Source organism: Brevundimonas sp., assembly GCF_041648055.1.
Classification (GTDB): Bacteria; Pseudomonadota; Alphaproteobacteria; order Caulobacterales; family Caulobacteraceae; genus Brevundimonas.
Map to the genome: position 1 here is coordinate 990558 of NZ_JBAZPS010000001.1, position 22272 is coordinate 1012829.

Genomic DNA, 22272 nt, shown 5'->3' on the forward strand with positions numbered 1-22272 from the left:
TTTCGCGGCGGCGAGGTCAAAGCAGATCGCGCAACCAGGCGACCAGGGGTTCATCCGCCGGGGGCATGGGATAGTCCCGGAGCTGATCCGGTTTCACCCACTTCAGTGCCGCATGCTCGCGCCGTTGCACCGTGCCCGACCAGCGCCGGAGCAGATACAGTGGCATCAACAGGTGAAAGGATTCGTAAGCGTGACTGGTAAACACGAAGGGGGCCAGACAGGCGGCATTGACGTCGATGCCCAGTTCCTCGTGCAGTTCGCGGATCAGGGCCTGTTCCGGCCGCTCGCCCGGCTCGATCTTGCCACCGGGAAATTCCCACAGCCCTGCCAGCGCCTTGCCCTCGGGCCGCTGAGCGATCAGCACGCGTCCGTCGGCATCGATAAGGGCCGCTGCCACGACCAGAACGGTGGGGAGGGTGTCGGTCACGAACGATAATCGCCGTTGATCTCGATGTAGCGTTTGGTCAGGTCGCAGGTCCACACGGTGGCCGAGGCACGGCCGGAGCCGACATCCACCGTGATGTCGATTTCCGATCGCTTCATATAGGCGCTCATCTTCGCCTCGTCATAGGTCGGCGATGGCGCTCCATCGATGGCCGCCTGGTGCGGACCGAAGCGTATAGCCAGGCGGTCGCGATCGACCGGTTCCTCGGTCTTGCCGACGGCCATGACCACGCGGCCCCAGTTGGCGTCCTCGCCTGCGATGGCGGTCTTGACCAGCGGGCTGTCGGCGATCGACTTGGCCAGTTTGCGGGCCGAGGCGGGACTGGCGGCCCCGTCCACTGTGACTTTGACGAACTTGGTCGCCCCTTCCCCGTCACGCACGAGTTGATGCGCCAGATCCAGCATGACCTTGTCCAGCGCTGCGGAGAAAGCCTTCAGCCGCCGGTCGCCGACCCGGCCGATACGCGGCGCACCGCTGGCTCCGGTGGCGAACAGCAGGCAGGTGTCATTAGTCGAGGTATCGCCGTCCACGGTCACAGAGTTGAAGGTGGTGCGCACATGCAGACCCAGCAGGGCCCTCAGCACGCTTGGGTGGATGTCGGCATCGGTGACGATGAAGGCCAGCATTGTGGCCATGTCGGGCGCGATCATGCCCGAACCCTTGGCGATGCCGGCGATCCGGACCGTGTGTCCTTCGATCTGGCACTCTGCGAACGACCCCTTGGGGAAGGTGTCTGTGGTCATGATGCCCAGACCGGCTTTTGCCCAACCATCGGCATCCAGACCGGCCTCGATGTCATGCATCCGGGCCGCAATCTTCTTGTCGTCCAGCAAGACGCCGATCACGCCCGTGGAGGCCAGCATGACGTCACGCTGGCGGCAGCCGAACCGCTTGGCGACCTCTGACGCCGTGCGCCGTGCCGCATCGGCTCCGGCCTTGCCCGTGAAGGCGTTTGCGCAGCCCGCATTGACTACCAGCGCCCGCACATCCTTGCCGCCCTCGTCAGCATCAAGATGTCGCTTGCACCAGTCCACGGGGGCTGAACCGATCTTGTGGCGCGTAAAGACGCCCGCACAGCTCGTGCCGCGCGCGAAGGAAAAGACGACCAGATCGTCTCGTTCATGCTTGTAGAAGCCCGCCCTCGCCGTGGCGATCTCGACCCCGCCGATCGGCGGAATGGCGGGAAACGGCACGGCCAGCGGCGATATCTCCAGCCCGGGCTTTCCGGGCACGGCAACAGTGGCAGGCGACGTCGAGACAGCAGGCTTGCCCGCGCGTTTCAGCGCCGTGGCCAGCGGGTCCAGCGCCTTCTCAATGGCGTGCTCGATCTTCTGTCCCGTGGAACGGCCGGTCGTGGGAGTCTTGCTCATGGGGCAGGGGTCGCGGGCGCTTGAGTAGGGGCAGGAGACCCCGCCGCTGATTCGTCCAGCAGGCGCTCGATCTTCGCCCGACCTCGCAGGGTTTCCAACTGCTGGCGGATACCTTCGTACGTTAGGTAGCGGACAATCTGGGGCCGCGCCTGTTCCAGCGTCGGCGGGGTTTCGCGGCGCCGGTCCTCGACACGCAGGACGGCCCATCCCGCCTCGGTCTGGACGGGGCCGATGGTAGACCCTGCCGGTTGATCGCGCAGGGCGTCGGCATAGGCCTGGGGCAGGACATCCAGCGTGCGATAGCCCAGGTCACCCCCCGAAAAGCGCGTGGCGTCATCGATCGAACTTTGTGCCGCCACGGCCTCGAACGCAGCACCTTGGGCCAGGACGCCGATCACGGCGGCGGCCTCCTCGCGCGTACGACTGAGGATTAAGCGGACCCTCACCTCGTCGGTCGTCTGGGCCTGACGGACCTGGTCGCGGTACAGTTCCTGGATTCTGGCCTCGCTAACCTGGCCGGCAACCTGCTCCTCGATCAGGACGTCGCCCAGAATGCGCTCGCGCGTCGCCACGAGTCGGCGCTGGACCAGGGCGTCATCGTCGAGCCCGCGCCGCTCGGCCTCGGCGGCTAGAAGTTTTCGGTCGATGACCTCGTCCAGCACGCGGCGGAACAGGTCTGAGTTGGTATCCAGGGGCTCAGCCTCGCCGATCAGCCCCTGTGCCACGGCTTCGCGTTTGACGTCAGAGGCCCAAACCGTCTCGTCCTGAACCCTGGCCACGGCGCGATCGTCGGCTTCCGGCGGGCGGTCATTACCGCCGCCACGTCCACAGGCTGAAAGTGCCAGGACGAGGGCCAGAAGAACCGGCGCGACAGTCATCACGGGGGGGCGAAAAGGCCGCATGAAGGCAGGCTCCGTCACAGGGCGGCAAAGGCCCTCGCGTTGACAGGGATAAGGTCGGTGCTTAAGTCCCGCCTGCGCCCAAGTCGAGGGGTTTCATCGTCCGCGCGGCCCCATGCAGCGCGCCCTGTTTCAGGTGCGACGGGCCGCCGCCGAAGAAGCCGCCGTCCGGGCGTCAGACCTTCGCCGCTCCTTCGGGACCGTTCCAGTACCAGAGCACCACCCGCTCGCCCGCCTTCGGATCATTCATGCTCGGCATCGCCAAGAAGTTTTTCGGCTCCTCCAACGACCGCAAGGTCAAGGAATTCATGGGGCGGGTGCAGAAGATCAATGCGCTCGAGGACAAGTTCGCCGCATTGTCGGACGACGAACTGCGCATGATGACGGACGCTTTCCGCGATCGTCTGGCTGGCGGCGAAACCGTCGACAAGATCATGAACGAGGCCTTCGCCGTCGCGCGCGAAGCCTCCAAACGGGTGCTGGGCCAGCGCCAGTATGACGTGCAGCTGACCGGCGGCATGATCCTGCACGACGGCGGCATCGCCGAGATGCGGACCGGCGAGGGCAAGACCCTGGTCGCCATCGCGCCCGCCTATCTGAATGCTCTGAGCGGCAAGGGCGTGCATGTCATCACCGTCAACGACTATCTGGCCCGCCGCGACGCCGAATGGATGGGCCGGGTCTATCGCTTCCTGGGCATGGAGGTCGGTGTGATCGTCAACGGCCTGTCCTCGGGCCAGCGCCAGGCCGCCTATGCCGCTGACATCACCTACGGCACCAACAATGAGTTCGGCTTCGACTATCTGCGCGACAACCTGGTCTATGACCGGCACGAGATGGTGCAGCGCCCGCACCATTTCGCCATCGTCGACGAAGTCGACTCCATCCTGATCGACGAGGCGCGCACGCCTCTGATCATCTCGGGCCCGACCGAGGATCGTTCGGACCTGTATCTGATCGTGGACGGCATCATCAAGGAGATGATCCAGGACAAGACCATCTATGACCTGGACGAAAAGCAGCGCCAGGTCCTGCTAACTGAGGAAGGCTCCGAAAAGGTCGAGCAGATCATGGAAGAGCGCGGTCTGTTCGCCGAGGACACGACCGGTCTGTACGACGCCGCCAACATCACCCTGGTCCACCACATCAACCAGGCGCTGCGCGCGAACACGCTGTATCAGCGCGACAAGGACTATATCATCAAGGCCGGCGAGGTCGTGCTGATCGACGAATTCACGGGCCGGATGATGAGCGGCCGCCGCCTGTCCGAAGGCCTGCACCAGGCCATCGAGGCCAAGGAAGGCGTCAAGATCCAGCCCGAGAACCAGACTCTGGCCTCGGTCACGATCCAGAACTATTTCCGCCTCTACGAAAAGCTGTCGGGCATGACCGGCACAGCCGCGACCGAGGCGCAGGAATTCCTCGATATCTACAAGATGGACGTTCTGGAGGTCCCGACCAACCGGCCCGTCAAGCGTATCGACCACGACGACGAAATCTTCCGCACCGAGGCCGAGAAGAACCAGGCCATCGCCAATCTGATCGCCGAATGCCACGTCAAGGGCCAGCCGATCCTGGTCGGCACCGTCTCGATCGAGAAGTCCGAGACGTTGTCGGAACTGCTGAAGACCCACAGCTACGAAGTCCAGATCAAGACGCTGAAGCCCCAGCACCAGCATCTGCAGACCGAGGCGATCAATGACGATCCCAAGGTGCGTGCCGCTGCCAAGAAGGCCTATCAGGCGCTGAAGGACGAAGACTTCGACATCGAGATCAAGTCCGGCACCGGCATTCCGCACAGCGTGCTGAACGCCCGCCAGCACGAGCAGGAAGCCTTCATCGTTGCCGATGCGGGGCTGCCGGGCGTGGTGACCATCGCCACAAACATGGCCGGTCGCGGCACCGACATTCAGCTGGGCGGCAACCTGGAAATGAAGCTGCAGAAGTGGCGTCAGGACCAGCGCAACTTGGCCATCGAGGTCACGCCCGAGGACGAAGCGGCCATGGAGGCCCAGTTCAAGGCCGAGATCGCGGTCCAGAGGGAGAAGTCCCTGGCGGCCGGCGGCCTGTTCGTCCTGGGCACCGAGCGTCACGAAAGCCGCCGTATCGACAACCAGTTGCGCGGCCGGACGGGTCGTCAGGGCGACCCCGGCGTGTCCAAATTCTTCCTGTCCTGCGAGGACGACCTGCTGCGCATCTTTGCCGGCGATCGCCTGGACTCGATCATGCGCAGCTTCGGCGTGGCCGAGGGCGAGGCGATTTCGCACCCCTGGCTGAACCGTGCCGTCGAGACCGCTCAGAAGCGCGTCGAAACCCGCAACTACGACATCCGCAAGAACCTGCTGAAATACGACGACGTCGTGAACGACCAGCGCAAGGCGGTCTTCGAGCAACGTCAGGAATTTATGGACTCCACCGACCTGTCCGAACTGGTCAATGAGTTCCGCGCCGACGTCATCTCCGACCTGGTCGAAAGGCACATGCCGCCCAAGGCCTATGCCGAGCAGTGGGATATCGACGGGCTGGACGAGAAGGTGAAGTCGACTCTCGGTCTGGACCTGCCGCTGCACGACTGGGCCGCAGAGGAAGGCGTCTCCAACGAGGAGATCGAGGAGCGGATCGTCGCCGCCACCGATGCCCGTGCCGCCGAACGTCTGGAAATGCTGGGCGCCGATCAGACGCGCGGGCTGGAGCGCCAGTTCCTGCTGCAACAGATCGACATGGCCTGGCGCGAGCACCTGGTTCACCTGGACCACCTGCGCGGCGTCATCGGCCTGCGCGGCTATGGCCAGCGCGATCCGCTGAACGAGTACAAGACCGAGGCCTTCAACCTGTTCGAGACGCTGCTGTACGAGCTGCGCCACAACGTCACCCGCTGGCTGATGACGGTCGAGTTCCGCTTCCAGGAAGCGCCCCCGCCCATGGACATGCCCGAGTTTCAGGAAATCCACCTGAATCCCGGCACGGGCGAGAACGAAATGAATCACCCCTCGGCCCAGAACCCGGAAGGCCAGCTGACCGGCGACGACCGTTCACGCCTGCCGGTCGATCTGCTGGCCGCAGGCTGGGAGCGCACGCCGCGAAATGCCGACTGTCCGTGTGGATCGGGACGCAAGTTCAAGCATTGCCACGGTAGCTTGATCTAGGGCGCTAACGCTTGCAGCGCGGCGGCTCGCTTCCAGAGCGCGTTATCGTGCGTTCTGCCGGTGACGTGAACGACGGAGAGACTGATGGCCGGTGCGCGTAAAGACCTTTTCTCCCGCGCCCTGTCGCTGGACCCCGATCGGCTGCACTTCGCGGCGCATAGCCACCACCTGTGGCCAGACGCCAGTTTCGATGGGCAAGTACGGGCCTGGGTCGAGGCCAATCAGTTTGCGGACCGCAAGTGGGATCTGGTGTTCGGCGACGTCGTGCCAGAGGCCCAGAAACATGTGGCCAAAGAGCTGAACCTGCCGTCACCGGACACGGTGGTGTTCGCGTCCAACACCCATGACTTCCTGCTGCGGATTATCTCGGGCATCGAACGCAAGCCCGTGCGCATCCTGTCCACTGACGGCGAATTCCACGCCTTCCGCCGCCAGGCCGAGCGCTGGCAGGAGGCGGGTCAGGCGGTGGTCACGCGCGTGCCGCTGGAGCCGTTCGAAACGTTCGACGAGCGGTTTGTGCAGGCGGCGCGCGGCGGCGGCTTCGACCTGATCGTCATCAGCCAGATCTTCTTCAAGACGGGCCAGGGCTTTAACCGGCTGGAAGAGCTCGCGGCGCTGGCCGATCCGGCGGGGCCGTGGGTGGTCGTGGACGGGTATCACGGCTTCATGGCCACGCCGACCGATCTGTCGGCGGTGGCGGACAGGATCTTCTACGTCACCGGCGGCTATAAATACGCGATGTCGGGCGAAGGTGCGGGCATACTTCATGCGCCCGACGGCTATTGCATGCGTCCCGTATCCACCGGCTGGTTCGCCGAGTTCGGCAATCTGATGGGGCCGCCGGACGGTGTTCAGTACCGGGCCGATGCGGGCCGGTTCTGGGGGGCGACGATGGATTCCACCCCCCTGTACCGCTTCAACGGTGTACGCCAGATGCTGGACGAGGCCGGGCTGACAACCGCCGATATCGCCGCCCATGCCCACGGCCTGATGCGCACCTTCCAGCAGGCGATCGAGGGCGGTCAGGTCGGCCGTCTCGCCGATGCGGAAATCCTGAACCCGATGACGAATGACGCCAACCGCGCGCGGTTCCTGGCTCTGCGCCACCCCAAGGCCCTGGCCTGGCGGGCGCGGCTGCTTGAGGCCAATGTGGTCACCGACGTACGGGACGACACCATCCGCTTCGGCTTCGGCCTATATCAGGGCGAGCCCGATCTGGAGCGTCTGATCGAGACCTGCGAGCGGGTGCTCTGAGTCACCGTCAGAAGAAGGTCGTGTCTTCCTGCTGCTGCGGCTGAGGCGTCGTGCGCGGCCGGGGGGCTTGCGTCGGGCGTTGGGCTGGGCGAGCCGACGGATTTCCGGAACCGGAAGCGTTCGGCGCGGGAGCCGTCCCCGCCTGCGGCAGGGGCTGGCCCTCAACGCGGCCCGGGGTCGGCACAGGCGGCGCGGTCAGATCGGGATAGGGCAAAGCCTGTGTGCCCGCGGGCGGCGGGACGGCGGTGCCACCTTCATCATAGGGTACGGCCTCGGCTGTCTGGCCCCCGTCCGTGGCCACCCGGTCCGGTGCGCCCAGATCGTCGCGGATGTAGGCCCATGAGCGGGCATCGGTGCAGGCGCAGGCCTTCAGAAACCCCTGCCGGTCGCGCCAAAGAATGACGGGATAACCTTCCCGCACGCCGTTCGGCTCCAGCAGTTCGCCAAGGCGGCGGGCGAAGTCACGACCACCGGCGACGATAGCCGTACGGGTCAGATCGCCGTCGGCAGGGGCCAGGCCCGGTGCGGTCCAGTTGGCCACCGGTGTGTCCGTCCAGCGGCGATACAGGGTCCAGTCGCGGGTCAGCCAGAGCTCTGCGACTGTGGCGCGTTCAGCAGCCGTAGACTGGGCCAGGCCCTCGAGGTCTGGCCGGGCGAACATCACCACACGCATCTCGGCCCCCGCCGTGCGCAGCTTGGGCCCCTCCTCGCGCTGGAACCGCATCAGGGCGTCGCTGTCGCGATGGCCGACGACATAGACTGGGGAGCCCGTCACATCGCCCGCCGAGACCCAGGGCGCGTCGTCTAGCAGACGCTGGATCTCGGCCTGATTCTGGCTGACCGTCACCGGCTGGAACCGCGCGAAATAGTTCCACCAGCCCCAGTAGCCCGCCCCGGCCAGTGCCAGGCCGACGATGATCAGAAGGGTGGTCCAGACCAGAAAACGACGCATGCGACAGGGCACTCCAGCTTGGCGGTATAGCTTAGTCTAACGCCCGTTTCCCGAAAGTGCTGCACCGAACGTCGCCCAGGGGAAAATCACCCCATGGTCGGGATGACGAAGCTGCTATCCGCATGCTCCAGCTCGGAATCCGGCCAGCGGGCCGTGACGGTCTTGACCTTGGTCCAGAACTTCACGCCTTCCATGCCATGCTGGTTGGTGTCGCCGAAGGCCGAGCGCTTCCAGCCGCCGAAGGTGTGGTAGGCGACCGGCACCGGGATCGGAACGTTGATCCCGACCATGCCGACATTGACCCGGGCGGCGAAGTCGCGGGCGGCCCGGCCGTTCTGGGTGAAGATTGCGACGCCGTTGCCGTACTGGTGCTTCGACGGCAACGACAGGGCCTCCTCGAAGCTGGCGGCGCGGACGATCTGCAGCACGGGGCCGAAGATCTCTTCCTTGTAGGACTCCATCTCGGGCGTGACGTGGTCGAACAGCGACGGGCCGATGAAATAGCCCTTCTCGTGCCCTTGCAGGCTGAAGCCGCGACCGTCGACGACCAGTTCGGCCCCGTCCTTGACGCCCTGGTCAATCCAGCCCTCGACGCGCGCCTTGTGCTGGGCGGTGACCACCGGACCGTAGTGGGCCCCCGCGTCGGTCGAGACGCCGACCCGCATCGACGGGATCTCGGCCACCATCCGCTCGCGCAGTTCGTCGGCCGTCTTCTTTCCGACGGGAACGACGACCGGCAACGCCATGCAGCGCTCGCCGGCCGAGCCGTAGGCTGCGCCGGACAGGTCTTTGATAACTTGGTCCATATCGGCGTCGGGCAGGACGATGCCGTGGTTCTTCGCCCCGCCCATGGCCTGGACCCGCTTATGATTGGCGGCGCCCGTCTGATAGACATAGTGTGCGATGTCGGACGAGCCGACGAAGCTGACGGCATGGACCAGCGGGTGCTCCAGGATGGCGTCCACCGCCGCCTTGTCGCCGTGGACGACGTTGAGCACGCCCGCGGGGGCTCCCGCCTCCATCATCAACTCGGCCAGACGCACCGGCACCGACGGATCGCGCTCGCTGGGTTTCAGGATGAAGGTGTTGCCCACCGCAATGGCCACGCCGAACATCCACATCGGGATCATGGCCGGGAAGTTGAACGGTGTGATGCCCGATACCACGCCGAGAGGCTGGCGCATCGAATAGACGTCGATGCCGGGGCCTGCGCCCCAGGTGTATTCGCCCTTCAGGGCATGGGGGATGCCGCAGGCGAACTCGATGACTTCCAGCCCGCGCTGGATGTCCCCTTTCGAGTCGGCAACCACCTTGCCGTGCTCGGACGACAGCAGTTCGGCCAGCTCGGTCATGTTGGCTTCGACCAGCCGCTTGAACTCGAACATCACGCGCGCGCGGCGCTGGGGGTTGGTCGAGGACCAGCCCTCAAAGGCAGCCTGCGCCGACTGCACCGCACGGTCCATCTCGGCGACCGAGGCCAGTTGCACCCGCGCCTGGACCTCGCCCGTATTTGGATTGAACACTTCGGCGAAGCGGCCTGATGCGCCCGTAAAGCTGGCACCGTCGATGAAATGGTTGATGTCGCGCATGGTCGGACGTTCCCTGAAGAGCGGCTTGTTCTTGTTGGCGGCGGTTTAGCGGGTCGGGTGGGCGGACGCCAGCGGGGCCGTGCGCGTCAGATCATACCGCCGCGTCGAACAGGGCGTCGCGGGCCACGTCGGCCTGAAGCATGGGGAAGAAATGGGTGCCGCCCTGGACCGTTTGAACGGTGACGTTCGGGAGGCCGCGCGGCTGCTCCGGGACATGGCAGGTCGATCCGGCCTCCGCTTTCAGGATGCGAACCGGACCATCATAGTGCTTGAGCGCGCGCCAAGGGTCGTGGCTCTGCGTCGCGTAGTTGGATGCTTCCCAATCCGGCGCACAGGCCAGCATAAAGCCGCCGTCTGTCTGGATCAGGCCGTCGGCCAGGTAGTCCGCCACCATCATCTCGGGCCAGCCGCGAAACGCCCCCCGTCCGGTGTAGGCCGTCATGGCCTGTTCCCGGCTGTCAAAGACGGCCCGACGCTTCAGGGCATTCTTCACAAGCGGAATTCTACCCGCCATCCGATCCAGCAAGGGCAGATGGAAAATCGCGACGGCCAGGCGGCTCCAGATTACAGGGTCGAACAGTACCAATTTCGAAACCCGTTCGGGACGTTCGGCTGCCGCCAGGATAGACGAGGTGGCCCCCATGGAATGCCCGGCCAGTATGACAGGCGGGCCTTCCAGCGCATCCAGCAACGCCACCAGGTCGTCACGGTGGTCGTTCCAGCTGCGTCGCCCTAGTGTCCGTGCCGGAAGAACTGACGCGCCATGGCCTCGAAGATCCGGCGACCAGAGCCTGAGGGAGCCCGACAGGGGGGCCAGCAAGCTGCGATAGGTCATGGCGTTAAAGCCATTGGCATGGACAAAGATCACATCGACAGGGCGTTTGGGGTCGCCGTAGTCCAGTACGGCCATGTCGCCCGCGCCCCATCGGTTATCAACCGGCAGGTTGAAGCGGCGGGGCGGGGAGAGCCGGATCGCGTCCATAGACGGCAGATAGGCCATACACGGGCGGGTTACCAGTAATCAGGTCAGGCGCACGCGGAGCAGCGTCCGTGTGCCTCGATCGTTGTCCGCTCGATGACATAGCCTGCCGAAGTCGCAGCAGCATCCAGCCCCTCGGCCAGCGTCGCGGAAACCTCTTGGGTCGCGCCGCAGCAATCGCAGATCAGGAAGGCGGCGGCGTGATCGTCTGCTCCGGAGGTACAGGCGACATAGGCGCTGATGGAGGCGATGCGGTGAACCAGCCCTTGCCGTTCCAGAAACTCGAGCGAGCGATAGACTGTCGGGGGCTTGGCCGGCGCTCCGTCAGTGCCGAAACGGGCTATCAGATCATAGGCCTTGACCGGCTCTCCGGCGCTGAGAAGCAACTCCAGCACGCGCGTGCGGGCGGCGGTCATCCGTTCGCCCTGAGCGGACAGTCGGCGATCGGCGTCGGTCAGCGCCCGACCGACTGTCGCGGCGTCCGGTGGCCCTTCCTGATGTGCGTGATGACAGCTGTCGCCCATGGCTCACAGCTAGGGCTTCGTCGCTCCTGTCGCAACCGTAGTGACCTTCACTGTCGCGTTTGCCGCCGCCGCCGGTCTGGGTTAGACACCGGCCTTCCCTTTTCATTGCAGAGCCCGCATCGCGTCCATGACCGACACAACCTCGACTGCTTCCCTGACCGGCAATGTCCTGTTCTACAGCCAGCCTGAGCCCCTTTCGATCGAGGCCCACGGCACCCTGGGCGTCGATCCGGTTGATCGGCCTTACGATTTCGTGGCCCAGACCAATATCGTGCCGCTGACCGTGACCGAGTTCGCGCCGGCCGCCCTGTCCTATCCGGTAATTTTCGTCGGTGACAACAAGCAACCGGTGGCCGTCATGGGTCTGCGCGATGGCGAGAACCTGTTCATCGACGATCAAGGCCAATTCCGTGGCGACGCCTACATCCCCGCCTATGTGCGCCGCTATCCCTTTGTCTTCGCCAATGACGACGCCCAGCAACGCCTGGTGCTGTGCATCGACCGAAAGGCTCCCTTCGTGAAGGAGGGTGGTGCCCAGGCCCTGTTCGTGAACGGCCAGCCCGGCCCCTACGTCCAGCAGGCCCTGGAGTTCTGCAACAACTTCGAGACCGAGCGTCAGCGGACCGACAGCTTCGTCAAAATGCTGAACGATCTGGATTTGTTCGAAACGCGCGAGGCCAACTTCACGCCGAAAAATCCCGACGGTACGGCTGCCTCAGTTCAGAAAATCGCTGAGTATTTCGCGATCTCGGAAGATAAAATCAAAGCCCTGCCCGTCGAAAAGTTGGTTGAACTTCGTGACAATGGGGCGTTGGGCCAAATCTATGCCCATCTGATTTCTTTGCTGGGCTGGGACCGCCTGATCGTGATCGCATTCGACCGGATGGCACAACAGCAGAAGGCAGCAGGCAACGCCTGAAGCAGGTGATCTTGGTCAGGTTGGGGGTGGAAGTGTGCAAGGCTAACTGCTTCTTCCACCCCTAACGCCGGCACCAATCCTTATCTGCGCACGAACACGGCCCGCGTCAGGCACGAGAAGACCAGTCGGCCGGCTTCGTCCAGCAGGTCGTGGGACGCAATGACGATGCCCTTGTCGTCGCCGACGGGGTCCTTGCCCATCACCGTCATCCGGCCGCGCATCAGTTCGCCCGGTGGGGGATTGCGCAGGAAACGCAGGCCGTCGACGGCCAGCACCTTGGACTGGGCCCAGGTGCCGGACTTTTCAGCGAACAGCCTACTCCACAGGGCATAGATCATGGCGTCGGGCGCGCCATAGCCGGCATCCCAGCCGGGCGCGAAACGCTCGACGAAGACGCCCAGCGCGGCCTCATCCACCATGCAGGCCCCCAGAGGGATAACTTCCCCGACGCCGATGTCCTCGAAATGAATATGGAGCGGTTCGCTCATGCGATCTGCCTCAGCCCGCGGGTTCTTCAGAGACCCGGACCAGCAGCTTGCCGTCGTGGTCGCCAGTGAACAGTCGGTTCAGGCTGTCCAGTGCACCATCAAGCCCATCGTCGACGTGAACCTTCCACTTGACCTGCCCGCTCGCCAGCCAAGGTCCCATCTCTTCAATCATCTCCTTGGCGCGATGGGCGTAGTCCAGCACCAGGAATCCCTGAACGTTCAGCCGGTGGGTGATGATGCGCGAGAAGTTGGGCGACGGCGGCATCTTCGTCGCATTGTAGGCCGAGATCAGGCCGCACACCGCCATCCGGCCGTGAGTCTTCAGACGGTTGAAGACGGCGATCATGATGTCGCCGCCGACGTTCTCGAAATTCAGGTCGATGCCGTCCGGCGCCAGACGATCCAGGGCCTCCCCGACATCCTCGCTCTTGTAGTCGATGGCAGCGTCGAAACCGAGTTCACCGGTCAGCCAGCGGCATTTCTCGGCCCCGCCCGCGATACCGATGACGCGGCAACCCCGGGCCTTGGCGATTTGTCCGGCGATGGAACCGACCGCGCCGGCTGCGGCCGAGATGACCAGAGTTTCGCCCGCCTTGGCCTTCAGGACATCTGTCACCCCGAAATAGGCGGTCATACCGGTCATGCCGAGCACGCTCATGTTCGCGGTGAGGGGCATGCCCGGCGCACGGTGTATCCGCGACACTGCGCTGCCAGGAATGGCGGCATAGTTGGACCAGCCGCCCGCAGCGGTAGAGACGATGTCGCCTTCCTTGTATCGCTCGGACCGGCTTTCTTCGACCACACCCAAGGTCAAGCCGCGCATCACTCCGCCAAGAGGCACGGCGGGCAGGTAGCCCTCGGCATCGTTCATCCAGGTGCGGTTGGTGGGGTCCAGAGAGAGATACACGGTACGAACCAGGACCTCGCCGTCCTGTGGCGTCGGTACCTCGCCGTCGACCAGTTCCAGGTCACGGGGCTGGATCAAGCCTTTGGGGCGCTGGCGCAGGACCCACTGACGATTGATGCGAGCCATATCGGTCTCCTCAGGTTTTCTTTCGAGACGCGCATAGTGGTCAAGCGGGCGGCAGTGTCCAGTCGGTCTGGCGGCACAGGCAAAGAAACGGCGGTTCCGACATCGGAACCGCCGTGTGAGGTGGCATCATCGAGAATGAGCGCGAAGACGACAGACTGACTAGCGCCAGTCTCAAGTCGGGGGGGCGTCGTCGCCTTCGCATGACGTGAACGGACCTCGCAGACTCCGGTTCCGTGAAATGCAAACTTTCCATTTGAAAGTGACGGGGAGAAGACGGCCGGAACAGGGCCGCCCCCGCAGCGTTCCAAGGATGAAACCTACACTCAAGCTACAGGATTAATTGAAATGACCGACCCCTCACCGCACGACAAGGCTGCCGATGCCGTCCACGAGGGGCGTCCGGTTAATGCAAAATACGTCCGTGGCGGGCGTCCAGGAGGACGCATACTCGTTCTTCTGGTCATCTCCACGGCCGCGGTGGCAATACTTTTGCTGGGTATGTGGTTCGTAAGCCAGGGCGGCTTTGCCAATACCAACGCCAACGTCGGCGGACAGGCCGTAGATTCACAGGCCTTCGACGGTGACTCGGTCACGCCCCCAGCAGCCGATGCGCCCACTACCTCGACGGGGGAGCCGACGGCACCAGGCACGGGTGACGCACCCAATGTGAACGCCCCGACGACATCGGCTGAGCCATCCCGCTAACGGGACGTTGTTCATACGCAATAAGGGCCCGGTCGGCGACCGGGCCCTCTTTCTAGGCGCTGAAGTGCAGGCCCGCAGCAGGCGTCAGGCGGCCTGTTTCTGACGCGAAGGGTGGAAAAACAGCGCCTGGCTGATCGCCGCCTTTACAGTTTCCGGCTGGAAAGGCTTGGTGATCAGGAAAGTCGGCTCGGGCCGCTCTCCGGTCAGCAGGCGTTCCGGGAAGGCGGTGATGAAGATCACCGGCACATCAAAGCGCTTCAGGATGTCCTTGACCGCATCAATTCCCGACGACCCGTCGGCCAGCTGGATATCGGCCAGGACCAGACCCGGGCGATGACGGGCGACGGCATCCACCGCCTCATCATGAGTGGTGGCTGTGCCGGTGACACGGTGTCCAAGCTCGGTGACCAGGCTTTCAATATCGGCCGAGATGATGGCCTCGTCCTCGATGATCAGGACGTCGGTCGCCAGTTCGGCATCGATGTCGGACTGGGCCTCGGCGATCAGGCGCTCGACCTGATGAGCGTCGGCATCCAGGATTTGCGCGGCCTCCGAAGGAGTGAACCCCTCCAGTGCCGTCAGCAGAAACGCCTGGCGCGATCGAGGCGATATTCTCATCAACCGGGTCGAGGCGTCGCCGTCGTCCATGCCGCTGCGGTCTTCCAGCTGCGCTCCGGTGGTCGTCCAGATTGTGTGGAAGACGTGATACAGTGCAACACGGGGCGTCATATCGGTCGACAGCTGGCGCTCGCCTGCGGCCAAGGCTTCCAGCGCGACGCGGACATAGTTGTCGCCGGTCGTCTGATCACCCGTGAGGGCGCGCGCATAGCGCCGGACATAGGGAAGGTGTGGCGCAAGGCGGGCCAGAAGGCTCATGTAGTATAGTCCCCGACAGGAAGTAGGCCCCTGACAATGAGGCCTTCGCAAGCCGCGTCAACGTGCCAATCGGGCAACGGTTCCCGCTCGGCACCGCAAGCTTGAGCATTAAACCTGTGTCATCTAGGAACCGCCCCCGGTGTGCGGCGTTCCGGGCCGACAACAGAGTCCAGGCGGCGACCGAATCTTGATGACAAACGATACCAATCCATCCGGCAAGTCCGACACCGCCAAGGGGCCAGGGCTTGAAGAGGCGCGCCTTCGACAACAGGCCATTGGCGTCAAGTTGCGTCATCTGTTCGACGATGTGGTCAACGAGCCTGTGCCGGACGAGTTCCTGGACATCCTGCGCCGCGCCGACGAGCGCGGGAGTGACAAGGCGTGAGCGCCCACAAACCTGCGCCGCCCAAGCCGGATTCTGCTGACGATGGTGCCTTCAAACGCGAACTGGTCACGCTGATCCCGCACCTGCGCGCCTTCGCACGGACGTTGACGGGGGATCCGACGGCCGCCGACGATCTGGCACAGGATGCCATGATGAAGGCTTGGGATGCGCGCGCCAGCTATCAATTGGGCACCAACATGAAGGCCTGGACCTTCATGATCCTGCGCAACCAGTTCTACTCGGAAAAGCGTCGGTCGTGGCGTCAGTCTCAGCTCGACCAGGAAGCCGCAGAGCGCACCCTTGTCGCCGTTGATGATCCGGAATCCCCACTGGCGCTGGACGAGCTGCGTCAGGCGCTGAACACGCTGCCCGAAGAACAGCGTGAAGCGCTGATCCTGGTCGGTGCCGGTGGCTTTGCCTATGAAGAAGCCGCCGAAATCTGCCAGTGCGCCGTCGGCACGGTAAAAAGCCGGGTCTCTCGCGCCCGCAAGGCTCTGCTGGCCACACTGGAAGCCGGGGCCTATGGCCGTGACGGACGGGCCGCTGGCGATGCCATGCGCTCCATCCTGGCGGCTGCCGATCGCCTGAGCGGCACCCCGGATCGATAGGGTGGCAAGGCTGGCCAGGGCGTTCGGACGGCGGCGCCGATCGCGCCTGCACGGCATCCGCTTTCGCCTGGGTCTGGCCATGGCCGTGGCCCTGCTGCCGATCCTCGTGCTCGGTGCCTTCCAGGCCAACCGGGCCTTCGAGGCCCAGGACGCAGATCAGCGCGCAGATCTGCAACTGGCCGTCGAGCGTACTTCGGCTACTGCAAAGGCGCGGCTGGACAGCACCAGCGTGCTGCTCCAGGCCCTGCGGCCAGAGGCGCTGGAGCTGTTCTGCCGTCCTCGCCTGACCTCTCTGGTTCAGCGTCTGGAAGACATTGACGGGCTGGCTCGTCTCAGCGCGACGGGCCAGACGACCTGCGCGTCGCAGAACCTTTCGGAGCCCCTGCCTGCATGGCTGTCGCAGGCCGCAACCACCGAGTGGTTTCGGCGCCTGCGGGCGGGTGAGGACACCATCCTGACCCGTGCCCCCGACGTTGCTGGCGCACCCCCCAGTCTGATCGTCGCCATCCGGCTGGAGCGGCCGATGGGGTCTTTCAATGGGGTGATGCTCGCCGTCGTACCCCTGTCGAGACTGCAGCCAGACATCAATGACCCGGCTCTCCCTGAGGGCTCCCAGGCGGCCCTGACTGATGCGAGCGGACGACTTCTGACCGTCACCGACCGCGACGCCTTCCTGCTGCGCAACGGCTCGGCCTTGGATGGCTGGGTTGAGCAAGTGGGGGACACGCGATCGACCATCTTCGAAGGCCAAGACACGCTAGGCCGCAACCGGGTCTATGCCGGGACGGCCGTGGCGGGACGCGATCTCTACGCCCTGCTTTCGGCACCTGCGCCCGACCTGCTCTCCTGGGCCCGGCTGAATCCGCTGGGGGCCTTCTTCGCGCCGGTGCTGGCCTGGCTTCTGGCGCTGATGTCCGTGACCTGGGTCAGCGAGCGGATCGTGGTCCGCTGGCTGGTCTATCTGGAGCGGATCGCGGCCCTTTATGCCAAGGGCAAGTTCAGCGTCCGGCCGACCCAGGCCGTGCATGCCCCCGCCGAAATCCGCAACCTGGCCAGCACGCTGAACGATCTGGCCGACACGATTTCTGCCCGCAACCAGAGCCTTACCGCCTCGCTGGAGGAGAAGGATGCGTTGATGCGCGAGATCCACCACCGGGTGAAGAACAATCTGCAGATCATCTCGTCCCTGCTGTCGATGCAGCAGCGAGCCCTGACCGACGCCCCGGCCAAGGCCGCGGTCGGCGACACCCGCCAGAGGATCGCGGCGCTCGCCCTGATCTATCGCACCCTCTACCAGAGCGACGACCTGCGCTATGCGGATGCGCGGGTGTTCCTGACCGATCTGGTCGGCCAGCTGATTGCAGGCGAGGCCGGTCGGGGACCGGTCGTCACGTCTTCGGTCGAAGCCGATTCCCTGGTTGTCGATCCCGACAAGCTGGCCCCCCTGGCCCTCTGGCTGGTCGAGGCCGTCAGCAATGCCCAGAAGCATGCTTTCGCCGGGCGCGGTGGCGACCTGAAGGTCCGCTTCAAGGTGGATGGCGACACCAGTATCCTCGAGGTCGAGGATGATGGACCGGGCGTCAGCGAAACCGAACGGGCAGGCGTCGGCCGTACCCTGATGGGGGCCTTTGCCAAACAGCTCAGAGGCACGGCCGAAATGGTGCCTTCGCCCTCGGGCGGCACCCTCGCGCGGATGACCTTTGCCACGCCCGAAGCGATTACGCCGATTGATCCATCCGACCTGGGAACCTCCACCGCACGAAGGCATTGATAGCCTCGACACAGCGTTTTCTGTTTCGAGGAGCCTACCATGCGCAAGATTTTCATTCTGGTCGCCGCCGCCGCCGCCCTGACCACCGCTGCCTGCAACACGGTTTCGGGCGTGGGCCAGGACGCCGCCGCCGCCGGTAACGCCGTCACCGGTGCCGCCGAAGAAGCCAAGAACTAGGTCTTTCGGCCTACACAGTTCCCGACCGCGTTTCCCCCCGACGTGCGGTTCGGTTGAAGAAGGCCCGCCGGTCCCCCCACCGGCGGGCCTTTGCTATTCCCGCCCTCGATTTCCAGCGCTAAGCAGGGCTTGCGAGGGGCGCTAAAGACGACCCCGCACGTTCAGACGCGGGGAGGCGTTTCATGGCCAGGACGACGACAGCCGACACGGATGATGCCGAGGAGGCGGGCCCCGGCCTGCGCACCGTGGTCGGGGCCTCCGCCGCCGGTACCGCCTTCGAATGGTACGACTTCTTCATTTTCGGGTCCCTGACCCTGATCATCGCCCGGCATTTCTATGCCGATGTGGGCGAAGCCACGGCCTATATCCTGGCCCTTCTGACCTTCGGCGTCGGCTTCGTGGTGCGACCACTGGGAGCTCTGGTCTTCGGCTGGTTCGGCGACAAGACGGGGCGCAAGACGACGTTCCTGGTCACCATCACCCTGATGGGTGTCGCCACCGTCGCCATCGGCCTGCTGCCCGACTATGATCAGATCGGCATCGCGGCCCCCGTCCTGCTGATCTTCCTGCGCATCGTTCAGGGATTTGCCCTGGGCGGCGAATACGGCGGCGCAGCCATCTATGTGGCAGAGCATGCACCGCCGAAGAAGCGTGGCTTCCTGACCGGCTGGATCCAGACCACCGCCGCCATCGGCCTGATCATGGCACTCAGCGTCATCCTGATCACCCGTGCCATCCTGGGGGCCGAGGCCTTCGACGCATGGGGCTGGCGCATCCCCTTCCTGCTGTCCTTCTTCCTGCTGGTCATCTCCCTGTGGATCCGGCTCAAGCTTCACGAGAGCCCGGCCTTCAAGCGGATGGTGGCCGAAAGCACCGAACGCCAGGCCCCGTTCCGCGAGAGCTTCGCCACCTGGAAGATCGGCAAGTTCGTGCTCATCGCCCTGGTCGGCATCATGTTCGCCCAAGGGGCCGTCTGGTACGCGGGCTATTTCTACACCCGCTTCTTCATGGAGCGGGTGCTGAAGATCGAGGTCTCGACCGTTGACGGCCTGATCCTGGCGATCACCGTGGCCTCGGCCTTCCTGTATGTCTTCTTCGGCTGGCTGTCGGACCGCTTAGGGCGAAAGCCCGTCATGGTCGGCGGCATGGTGCTGTTCCTGATCGCGGTCTTCCCCGGCTTCCAGGCCCTGACACGCGCCGCCAATCCGGCCCTGGCCGAAGCCCAGGCGACATCGCCTGTGACGGTCGTCGCCGATCCCGCCACCTGTGCAGTCCAGTTCGATCCGGTCGGCAAGGCCGCCTTCGCCTCGTCCTGCGACCTGGCCAAGAACGTCCTGTCGAATGCGGGCGTCAGCTATGACAATGTCGCGGCCCCGGTCGGTACACCTGCGGTGGTGCGGGTCGGGTCGGTCGAGATCGCCTCGGTCGAGGGCACGGGCCTGGATGCCACCGCGCTGAAGGCCGCGCGCACCGATGTGGAAACGCGCGTGAAGACGGCGCTGACCCAGGCCGGTTACCCCGCCAAGGCCGACCCCGCGCGGATCAACCTGCTCGCCGTGTTCGGTATCCTGATGGTCTTCATGATCGCCGCGACCGCCGTCTATGGCCCGCAGGCGGCGGCCCTGGTCGAGCTGTTCCCCACGCGGGTGCGCTATACGGCGATGAGCCTGCCGTACAATATTGGCACCGGCTGGGTCGGGGGTCTGCTGCCCGCGGCCAGCTTTGCGCTGGTGGCGTGGTCGGGAAATATCTATTTCGGTCTGTGGTACTCGGTCGGGTTCACGGCGGTGGCGGCAGCGGTTGCCCTGCTGTTCCTGCCGGAAACCCGGGGTCGCGATCTGAACACCATCGGCGACTGAGCGTTGAAACGCGCTGGCATCATGCTCAACTAGTGATGCTCCAGCTCAAGGATCAGACATGAACACCGCCGCCCGCGACGCCGGACTGAAACTGCTGCGCCAGCACGCCCTGATCGCAGGCGAGGCCGTTCCTGCCAATGGCCAGGGCATCGCCGTCGACGATCCTGCCACCGGCGAGACCATAGGCTGGATCCCCGATCTGGGCGTGGCGGAAACGCAAGAAGCCATCGACGCGGCTAACGACGCCTTCGCCGACTGGTCCCGCTCCGATCCGCACAAGCGTGCCGCCTTCCTTCGCGAATGGGCCCGGTTGATCGACGAGAATACCGAGGGCCTGGGGGCCCTCATGGCGCTGGAGAACGGCAAGCCGTTCGAGGAGGCCAAGGGTGAGGTCGCCTATGCGAATGGCTTCATCAAATGGTTCGCGGGCGAAGCCGAACGCCTGCTGGGCGAAACCCAGGACAGCCCGCTGGGCCACGTCATCCTGACCTTCCGCGAGGCGGTTGGGCCGTGCGCCCTGATCACGCCCTGGAACTTCCCCGCCGCCATGCTGACCCGCAAGCTGGGGCCTGCGTTTGCCGCCGGCTGTACCGCCGTGATCAAGCCGGCCAGCCAGACCCCCTTCACCGCGATCGCCCTGGCCGAACTGGCCTATCAGGCGGGTCTGCCCAAGGGTGCCCTCAGCGTCGTCACCGGCGATGCGGCGACCATCGGCGGCGTCCTGACCGCATCGCCCCTGATCCGCAAGCTGAGCTTCACCGGCTCGACGCCCGTCGGCCGCAAACTCGCGGAGCAATGCGCCCCGACGCTGAAGCGGGTGTCGATGGAGCTGGGCGGGGCCGCGCCTCTGATCGTCTTCGCCGACGCCGACATCGACCTGGCCGTGGCCGAGACCATCAAGGGCAAGTTCCGCAACTCGGGCCAGACCTGCGTCTGTCCCAACCGCGTCTATGTCGAGGCCTCGATCGCCGAGACCTATGCGAACAAACTGGCCGAGGCCGTGGCAAAGATCCCTGTCGGTCCCGCCTTCGAGGACGGGGTCAAGGTCGGCCCCCTGATCGAGGACAAGGCCATCGCCAAGGTCGAGGAGCATTTGAAAAAGGTACAGGCCTCGGGCGGCAAGGTGCTGACCGGCGGCCAGCGCCACGCCCTGGGCGGCCGCTTCTTTCAGCCGACCGTGACCCTGGGCGGCGACGACAAGCTGTTCCGTGACGAAGAAACCTTCGGCCCCCTGATCCCCGTCTTCCCGTTCGACAGCGAGGACGAGGTTCTGACAAAAGCGAACGACAGCGAATTCGGTCTGGCCTCCTATCTGTTCACCCGCGACCTGGACCGCGCGTTCCGCATCGGGCGCCGGATCGAGGCGGGCATGTGCGGCATCAACACCGGCCTGATGTCGACGGCCGTCGCGCCATTCGGCGGTGTAAAATCCTCCGGCTACGGCCGCGAGGGCTCGACCCATGGCATCGACGAATATCTGGATATCAAAGCTCTGACGTTGGCGCTCAAGTGAAACGCGGACGCTACCAACTTCTCGTCTGGCCGGTCGCCGTATTGATTGCTTCGGCGCTTACAGCTCTCGCGGCCGAGACGACGTCTTGGTCGGTCCAGACCGTGACGCTCTACGGACTGATCAAAATGACCAGCGATCTGCTCCTCGTGATCGGGTTGATCTGGCTGGTCATCGCCCTGATCCAGATTTTTCGCGCGCCCAGGCTGCGGGCCGTCAGACGGGCAGAGCCCCTCGCTTGACCACCGTCCGCATCGCCACGCTGGACGAGACCCGCGTCACACCAGGGATGCGGGTCAGCTCGCGCGAGTGGACCCGCTCCAGGTCGTCCACGTCGCGCACGACCAGCCGCAGCAGGTAATCCGAGCCGCCCGTCATCAGATAGCACTCCACCACCTGGGGCACGCCGGTAATGGCGGTCTCGAAGGCGGTCAGGGCGCTCTCGGCCTGGGACGACAGGGTCACGGTCACGAAGACGCTGATCGGTAGCCCCACGGCCCGCTCGTTGATGATGGCGGCATAGCGGCTGATGACGCCCTCGGCCTCCAGCGCCCGGAGACGGCGCAGGCAGGCGCTTTCGGACAGGTTCACCGCGCGTGACAGGTCGCTGTTGGTCATGCGCCCATCGGACTGCAGGGCGCGGATCATCTTGCGGTCGGTGTCATCCAGGGTGACGGCAGAAATCGTCTTCAAGGCACACTCCGTTCGCAGCTTCTGCGACTGTATGCCGATCAGTCGCCGAAAAGAACAGGAACCTGCGTCAAATCACTCGCTAGATTGCGC

The 22272-nt window shown here is 64.9% G+C and carries 22 protein-coding genes; 11 read left to right on the forward strand and 11 right to left on the reverse strand.

Features of this window, described 5'->3' with window-relative positions:
* Nucleotides 1-16 precede the first annotated feature (16 nt).
* From WC585_RS04915 to WC585_RS04925, 3 genes are read right to left on the reverse strand one after another with little or no spacing between them, the layout of a single operon-like run.
* Complete coding sequence (locus WC585_RS04915) at nt 17-427, reverse strand: (deoxy)nucleoside triphosphate pyrophosphohydrolase (protein ID WP_373256437.1); 411 nt, start codon at nt 425-427, stop codon at nt 17-19.
* Nucleotides 424-1815 (reverse strand): bifunctional glutamate N-acetyltransferase/amino-acid acetyltransferase ArgJ, encoded by a 1392-nt coding sequence (gene argJ, locus WC585_RS04920; protein ID WP_373256438.1) that lies wholly within the window; start codon nt 1813-1815, stop codon nt 424-426. The genes WC585_RS04915 and argJ overlap by 4 nt, the downstream gene beginning before the upstream one ends.
* Nucleotides 1812-2717, reverse strand: a complete 906-nt coding sequence (locus tag WC585_RS04925) for a peptidyl-prolyl cis-trans isomerase (RefSeq protein WP_373256439.1) — start codon at nt 2715-2717, stop codon at nt 1812-1814. Before WC585_RS04925 ends, argJ begins: the two co-directional genes overlap by 4 nt.
* Before the next feature lie 245 nt (nt 2718-2962).
* Here WC585_RS04925 and secA point away from each other — a divergent pair, with 245 nt between their 5' ends.
* Together secA and WC585_RS04935 are read left to right on the forward strand one after the other, a co-directional pair.
* Complete coding sequence (gene secA, locus WC585_RS04930; protein ID WP_373256440.1) at nt 2963-5860, forward strand: preprotein translocase subunit SecA; 2898 nt, start codon at nt 2963-2965, stop codon at nt 5858-5860.
* Nucleotides 5861-5944: 84 nt separating this feature from the next.
* Nucleotides 5945-7114 carry an aminotransferase class V-fold PLP-dependent enzyme gene (locus WC585_RS04935; RefSeq protein ID WP_373256441.1) on the forward strand — a complete coding sequence of 390 codons (1170 nt, stop codon included), beginning with the start codon at nt 5945-5947 and terminating at the stop codon, nt 7112-7114.
* A gap of 7 nt (nt 7115-7121) precedes the next feature.
* Here WC585_RS04935 and WC585_RS04940 read toward each other — a convergent pair whose 3' ends face one another.
* The 4 genes from WC585_RS04940 to WC585_RS04955 all read right to left on the reverse strand — a co-directional run bounded on the left by WC585_RS04940 (nt 7122) and on the right by WC585_RS04955 (nt 11158).
* Nucleotides 7122-8066, reverse strand: coding sequence for a hypothetical protein (locus tag WC585_RS04940; protein ID WP_373256442.1), 945 nt, complete (start codon nt 8064-8066; stop codon nt 7122-7124).
* An 86-nt stretch (nt 8067-8152) separates the two neighbouring features.
* On the reverse strand, nt 8153-9655 hold the full coding sequence (locus WC585_RS04945; RefSeq protein ID WP_373256443.1) for a CoA-acylating methylmalonate-semialdehyde dehydrogenase: 1503 nt from the start codon (nt 9653-9655) through the stop codon (nt 8153-8155).
* A gap of 91 nt (nt 9656-9746) precedes the next feature.
* Nucleotides 9747-10637, reverse strand: a complete 891-nt coding sequence (locus WC585_RS04950) for an alpha/beta hydrolase (RefSeq protein WP_373256799.1) — start codon at nt 10635-10637, stop codon at nt 9747-9749.
* Nucleotides 10638-10681: 44 nt separating this feature from the next.
* On the reverse strand, nt 10682-11158 hold the full coding sequence (locus tag WC585_RS04955; RefSeq protein WP_373256445.1) for a Fur family transcriptional regulator: 477 nt from the start codon (nt 11156-11158) through the stop codon (nt 10682-10684).
* A 127-nt stretch (nt 11159-11285) separates the two neighbouring features.
* Between WC585_RS04955 and WC585_RS04960 the strand changes: the two genes are divergently transcribed.
* On the forward strand, nt 11286-12077 hold the full coding sequence (locus WC585_RS04960; protein WP_373256446.1) for a SapC family protein: 792 nt from the start codon (nt 11286-11288) through the stop codon (nt 12075-12077).
* An 80-nt stretch (nt 12078-12157) separates the two neighbouring features.
* Here WC585_RS04960 and WC585_RS04965 read toward each other — a convergent pair whose 3' ends face one another.
* Entirely contained in the window at nt 12158-12565 is a 408-nt protein-coding gene (locus WC585_RS04965) for an acyl dehydratase (protein WP_373256447.1), read from the reverse strand.
* Between the two features lie 10 nt (nt 12566-12575).
* On the reverse strand, nt 12576-13598 hold the full coding sequence (locus WC585_RS04970; RefSeq protein WP_373256448.1) for an NADP-dependent oxidoreductase: 1023 nt from the start codon (nt 13596-13598) through the stop codon (nt 12576-12578).
* Between the two features lie 345 nt (nt 13599-13943).
* Here WC585_RS04970 and WC585_RS04975 point away from each other — a divergent pair, with 345 nt between their 5' ends.
* Complete coding sequence (locus WC585_RS04975) at nt 13944-14303, forward strand: hypothetical protein (protein ID WP_373256449.1); 360 nt, start codon at nt 13944-13946, stop codon at nt 14301-14303.
* Nucleotides 14304-14387: 84 nt separating this feature from the next.
* Here WC585_RS04975 and WC585_RS04980 read toward each other — a convergent pair whose 3' ends face one another.
* A complete protein-coding gene (locus tag WC585_RS04980; protein ID WP_373256451.1) occupies nt 14388-15179 on the reverse strand; it encodes a response regulator in 792 nt (263 codons plus the stop codon).
* A 190-nt stretch (nt 15180-15369) separates the two neighbouring features.
* Between WC585_RS04980 and WC585_RS04985 the strand changes: the two genes are divergently transcribed.
* The 7 genes from WC585_RS04985 to WC585_RS05015 all read left to right on the forward strand — a co-directional run bounded on the left by WC585_RS04985 (nt 15370) and on the right by WC585_RS05015 (nt 21731).
* Nucleotides 15370-15564 (forward strand): NepR family anti-sigma factor, encoded by a 195-nt coding sequence (locus WC585_RS04985; protein WP_373256452.1) that lies wholly within the window; start codon nt 15370-15372, stop codon nt 15562-15564.
* Nucleotides 15561-16172, forward strand: a complete 612-nt coding sequence (locus WC585_RS04990) for a sigma-70 family RNA polymerase sigma factor (RefSeq protein ID WP_373256454.1) — start codon at nt 15561-15563, stop codon at nt 16170-16172. Before WC585_RS04985 ends, WC585_RS04990 begins: the two co-directional genes overlap by 4 nt.
* 1 nt (nt 16173) lies before the next feature.
* Nucleotides 16174-17943, forward strand: a complete 1770-nt coding sequence (locus WC585_RS04995; RefSeq protein WP_373256455.1) for a sensor histidine kinase — start codon at nt 16174-16176, stop codon at nt 17941-17943.
* 39 nt (nt 17944-17982) lie between these two features.
* The gene (locus WC585_RS05000) at nt 17983-18120 is read left to right on the forward strand and encodes an entericidin EcnA/B family protein (RefSeq protein ID WP_373256457.1); all 138 of its coding nucleotides are present in this window, start codon (nt 17983-17985) and stop codon (nt 18118-18120) included.
* 182 nt (nt 18121-18302) lie between these two features.
* Nucleotides 18303-19979 (forward strand): MFS transporter, encoded by a 1677-nt coding sequence (locus WC585_RS05005; RefSeq protein WP_373256459.1) that lies wholly within the window; start codon nt 18303-18305, stop codon nt 19977-19979.
* Between the two features lie 58 nt (nt 19980-20037).
* A complete protein-coding gene (locus tag WC585_RS05010) occupies nt 20038-21492 on the forward strand; it encodes an NAD-dependent succinate-semialdehyde dehydrogenase (protein ID WP_373256460.1) in 1455 nt (484 codons plus the stop codon).
* Entirely contained in the window at nt 21489-21731 is a 243-nt protein-coding gene (locus WC585_RS05015) for a hypothetical protein (RefSeq protein WP_373256461.1), read from the forward strand. The genes WC585_RS05010 and WC585_RS05015 overlap by 4 nt, the downstream gene beginning before the upstream one ends.
* Here the strand turns inward: WC585_RS05015 and WC585_RS05020 are convergent.
* The gene (locus tag WC585_RS05020) at nt 21706-22173 is read right to left on the reverse strand and encodes an Lrp/AsnC family transcriptional regulator (RefSeq protein ID WP_373256800.1); all 468 of its coding nucleotides are present in this window, start codon (nt 22171-22173) and stop codon (nt 21706-21708) included. The two genes, WC585_RS05015 and WC585_RS05020, sit on opposite strands and share 26 nt — an antisense overlap.
* Nucleotides 22174-22272 lie beyond the last annotated feature (99 nt).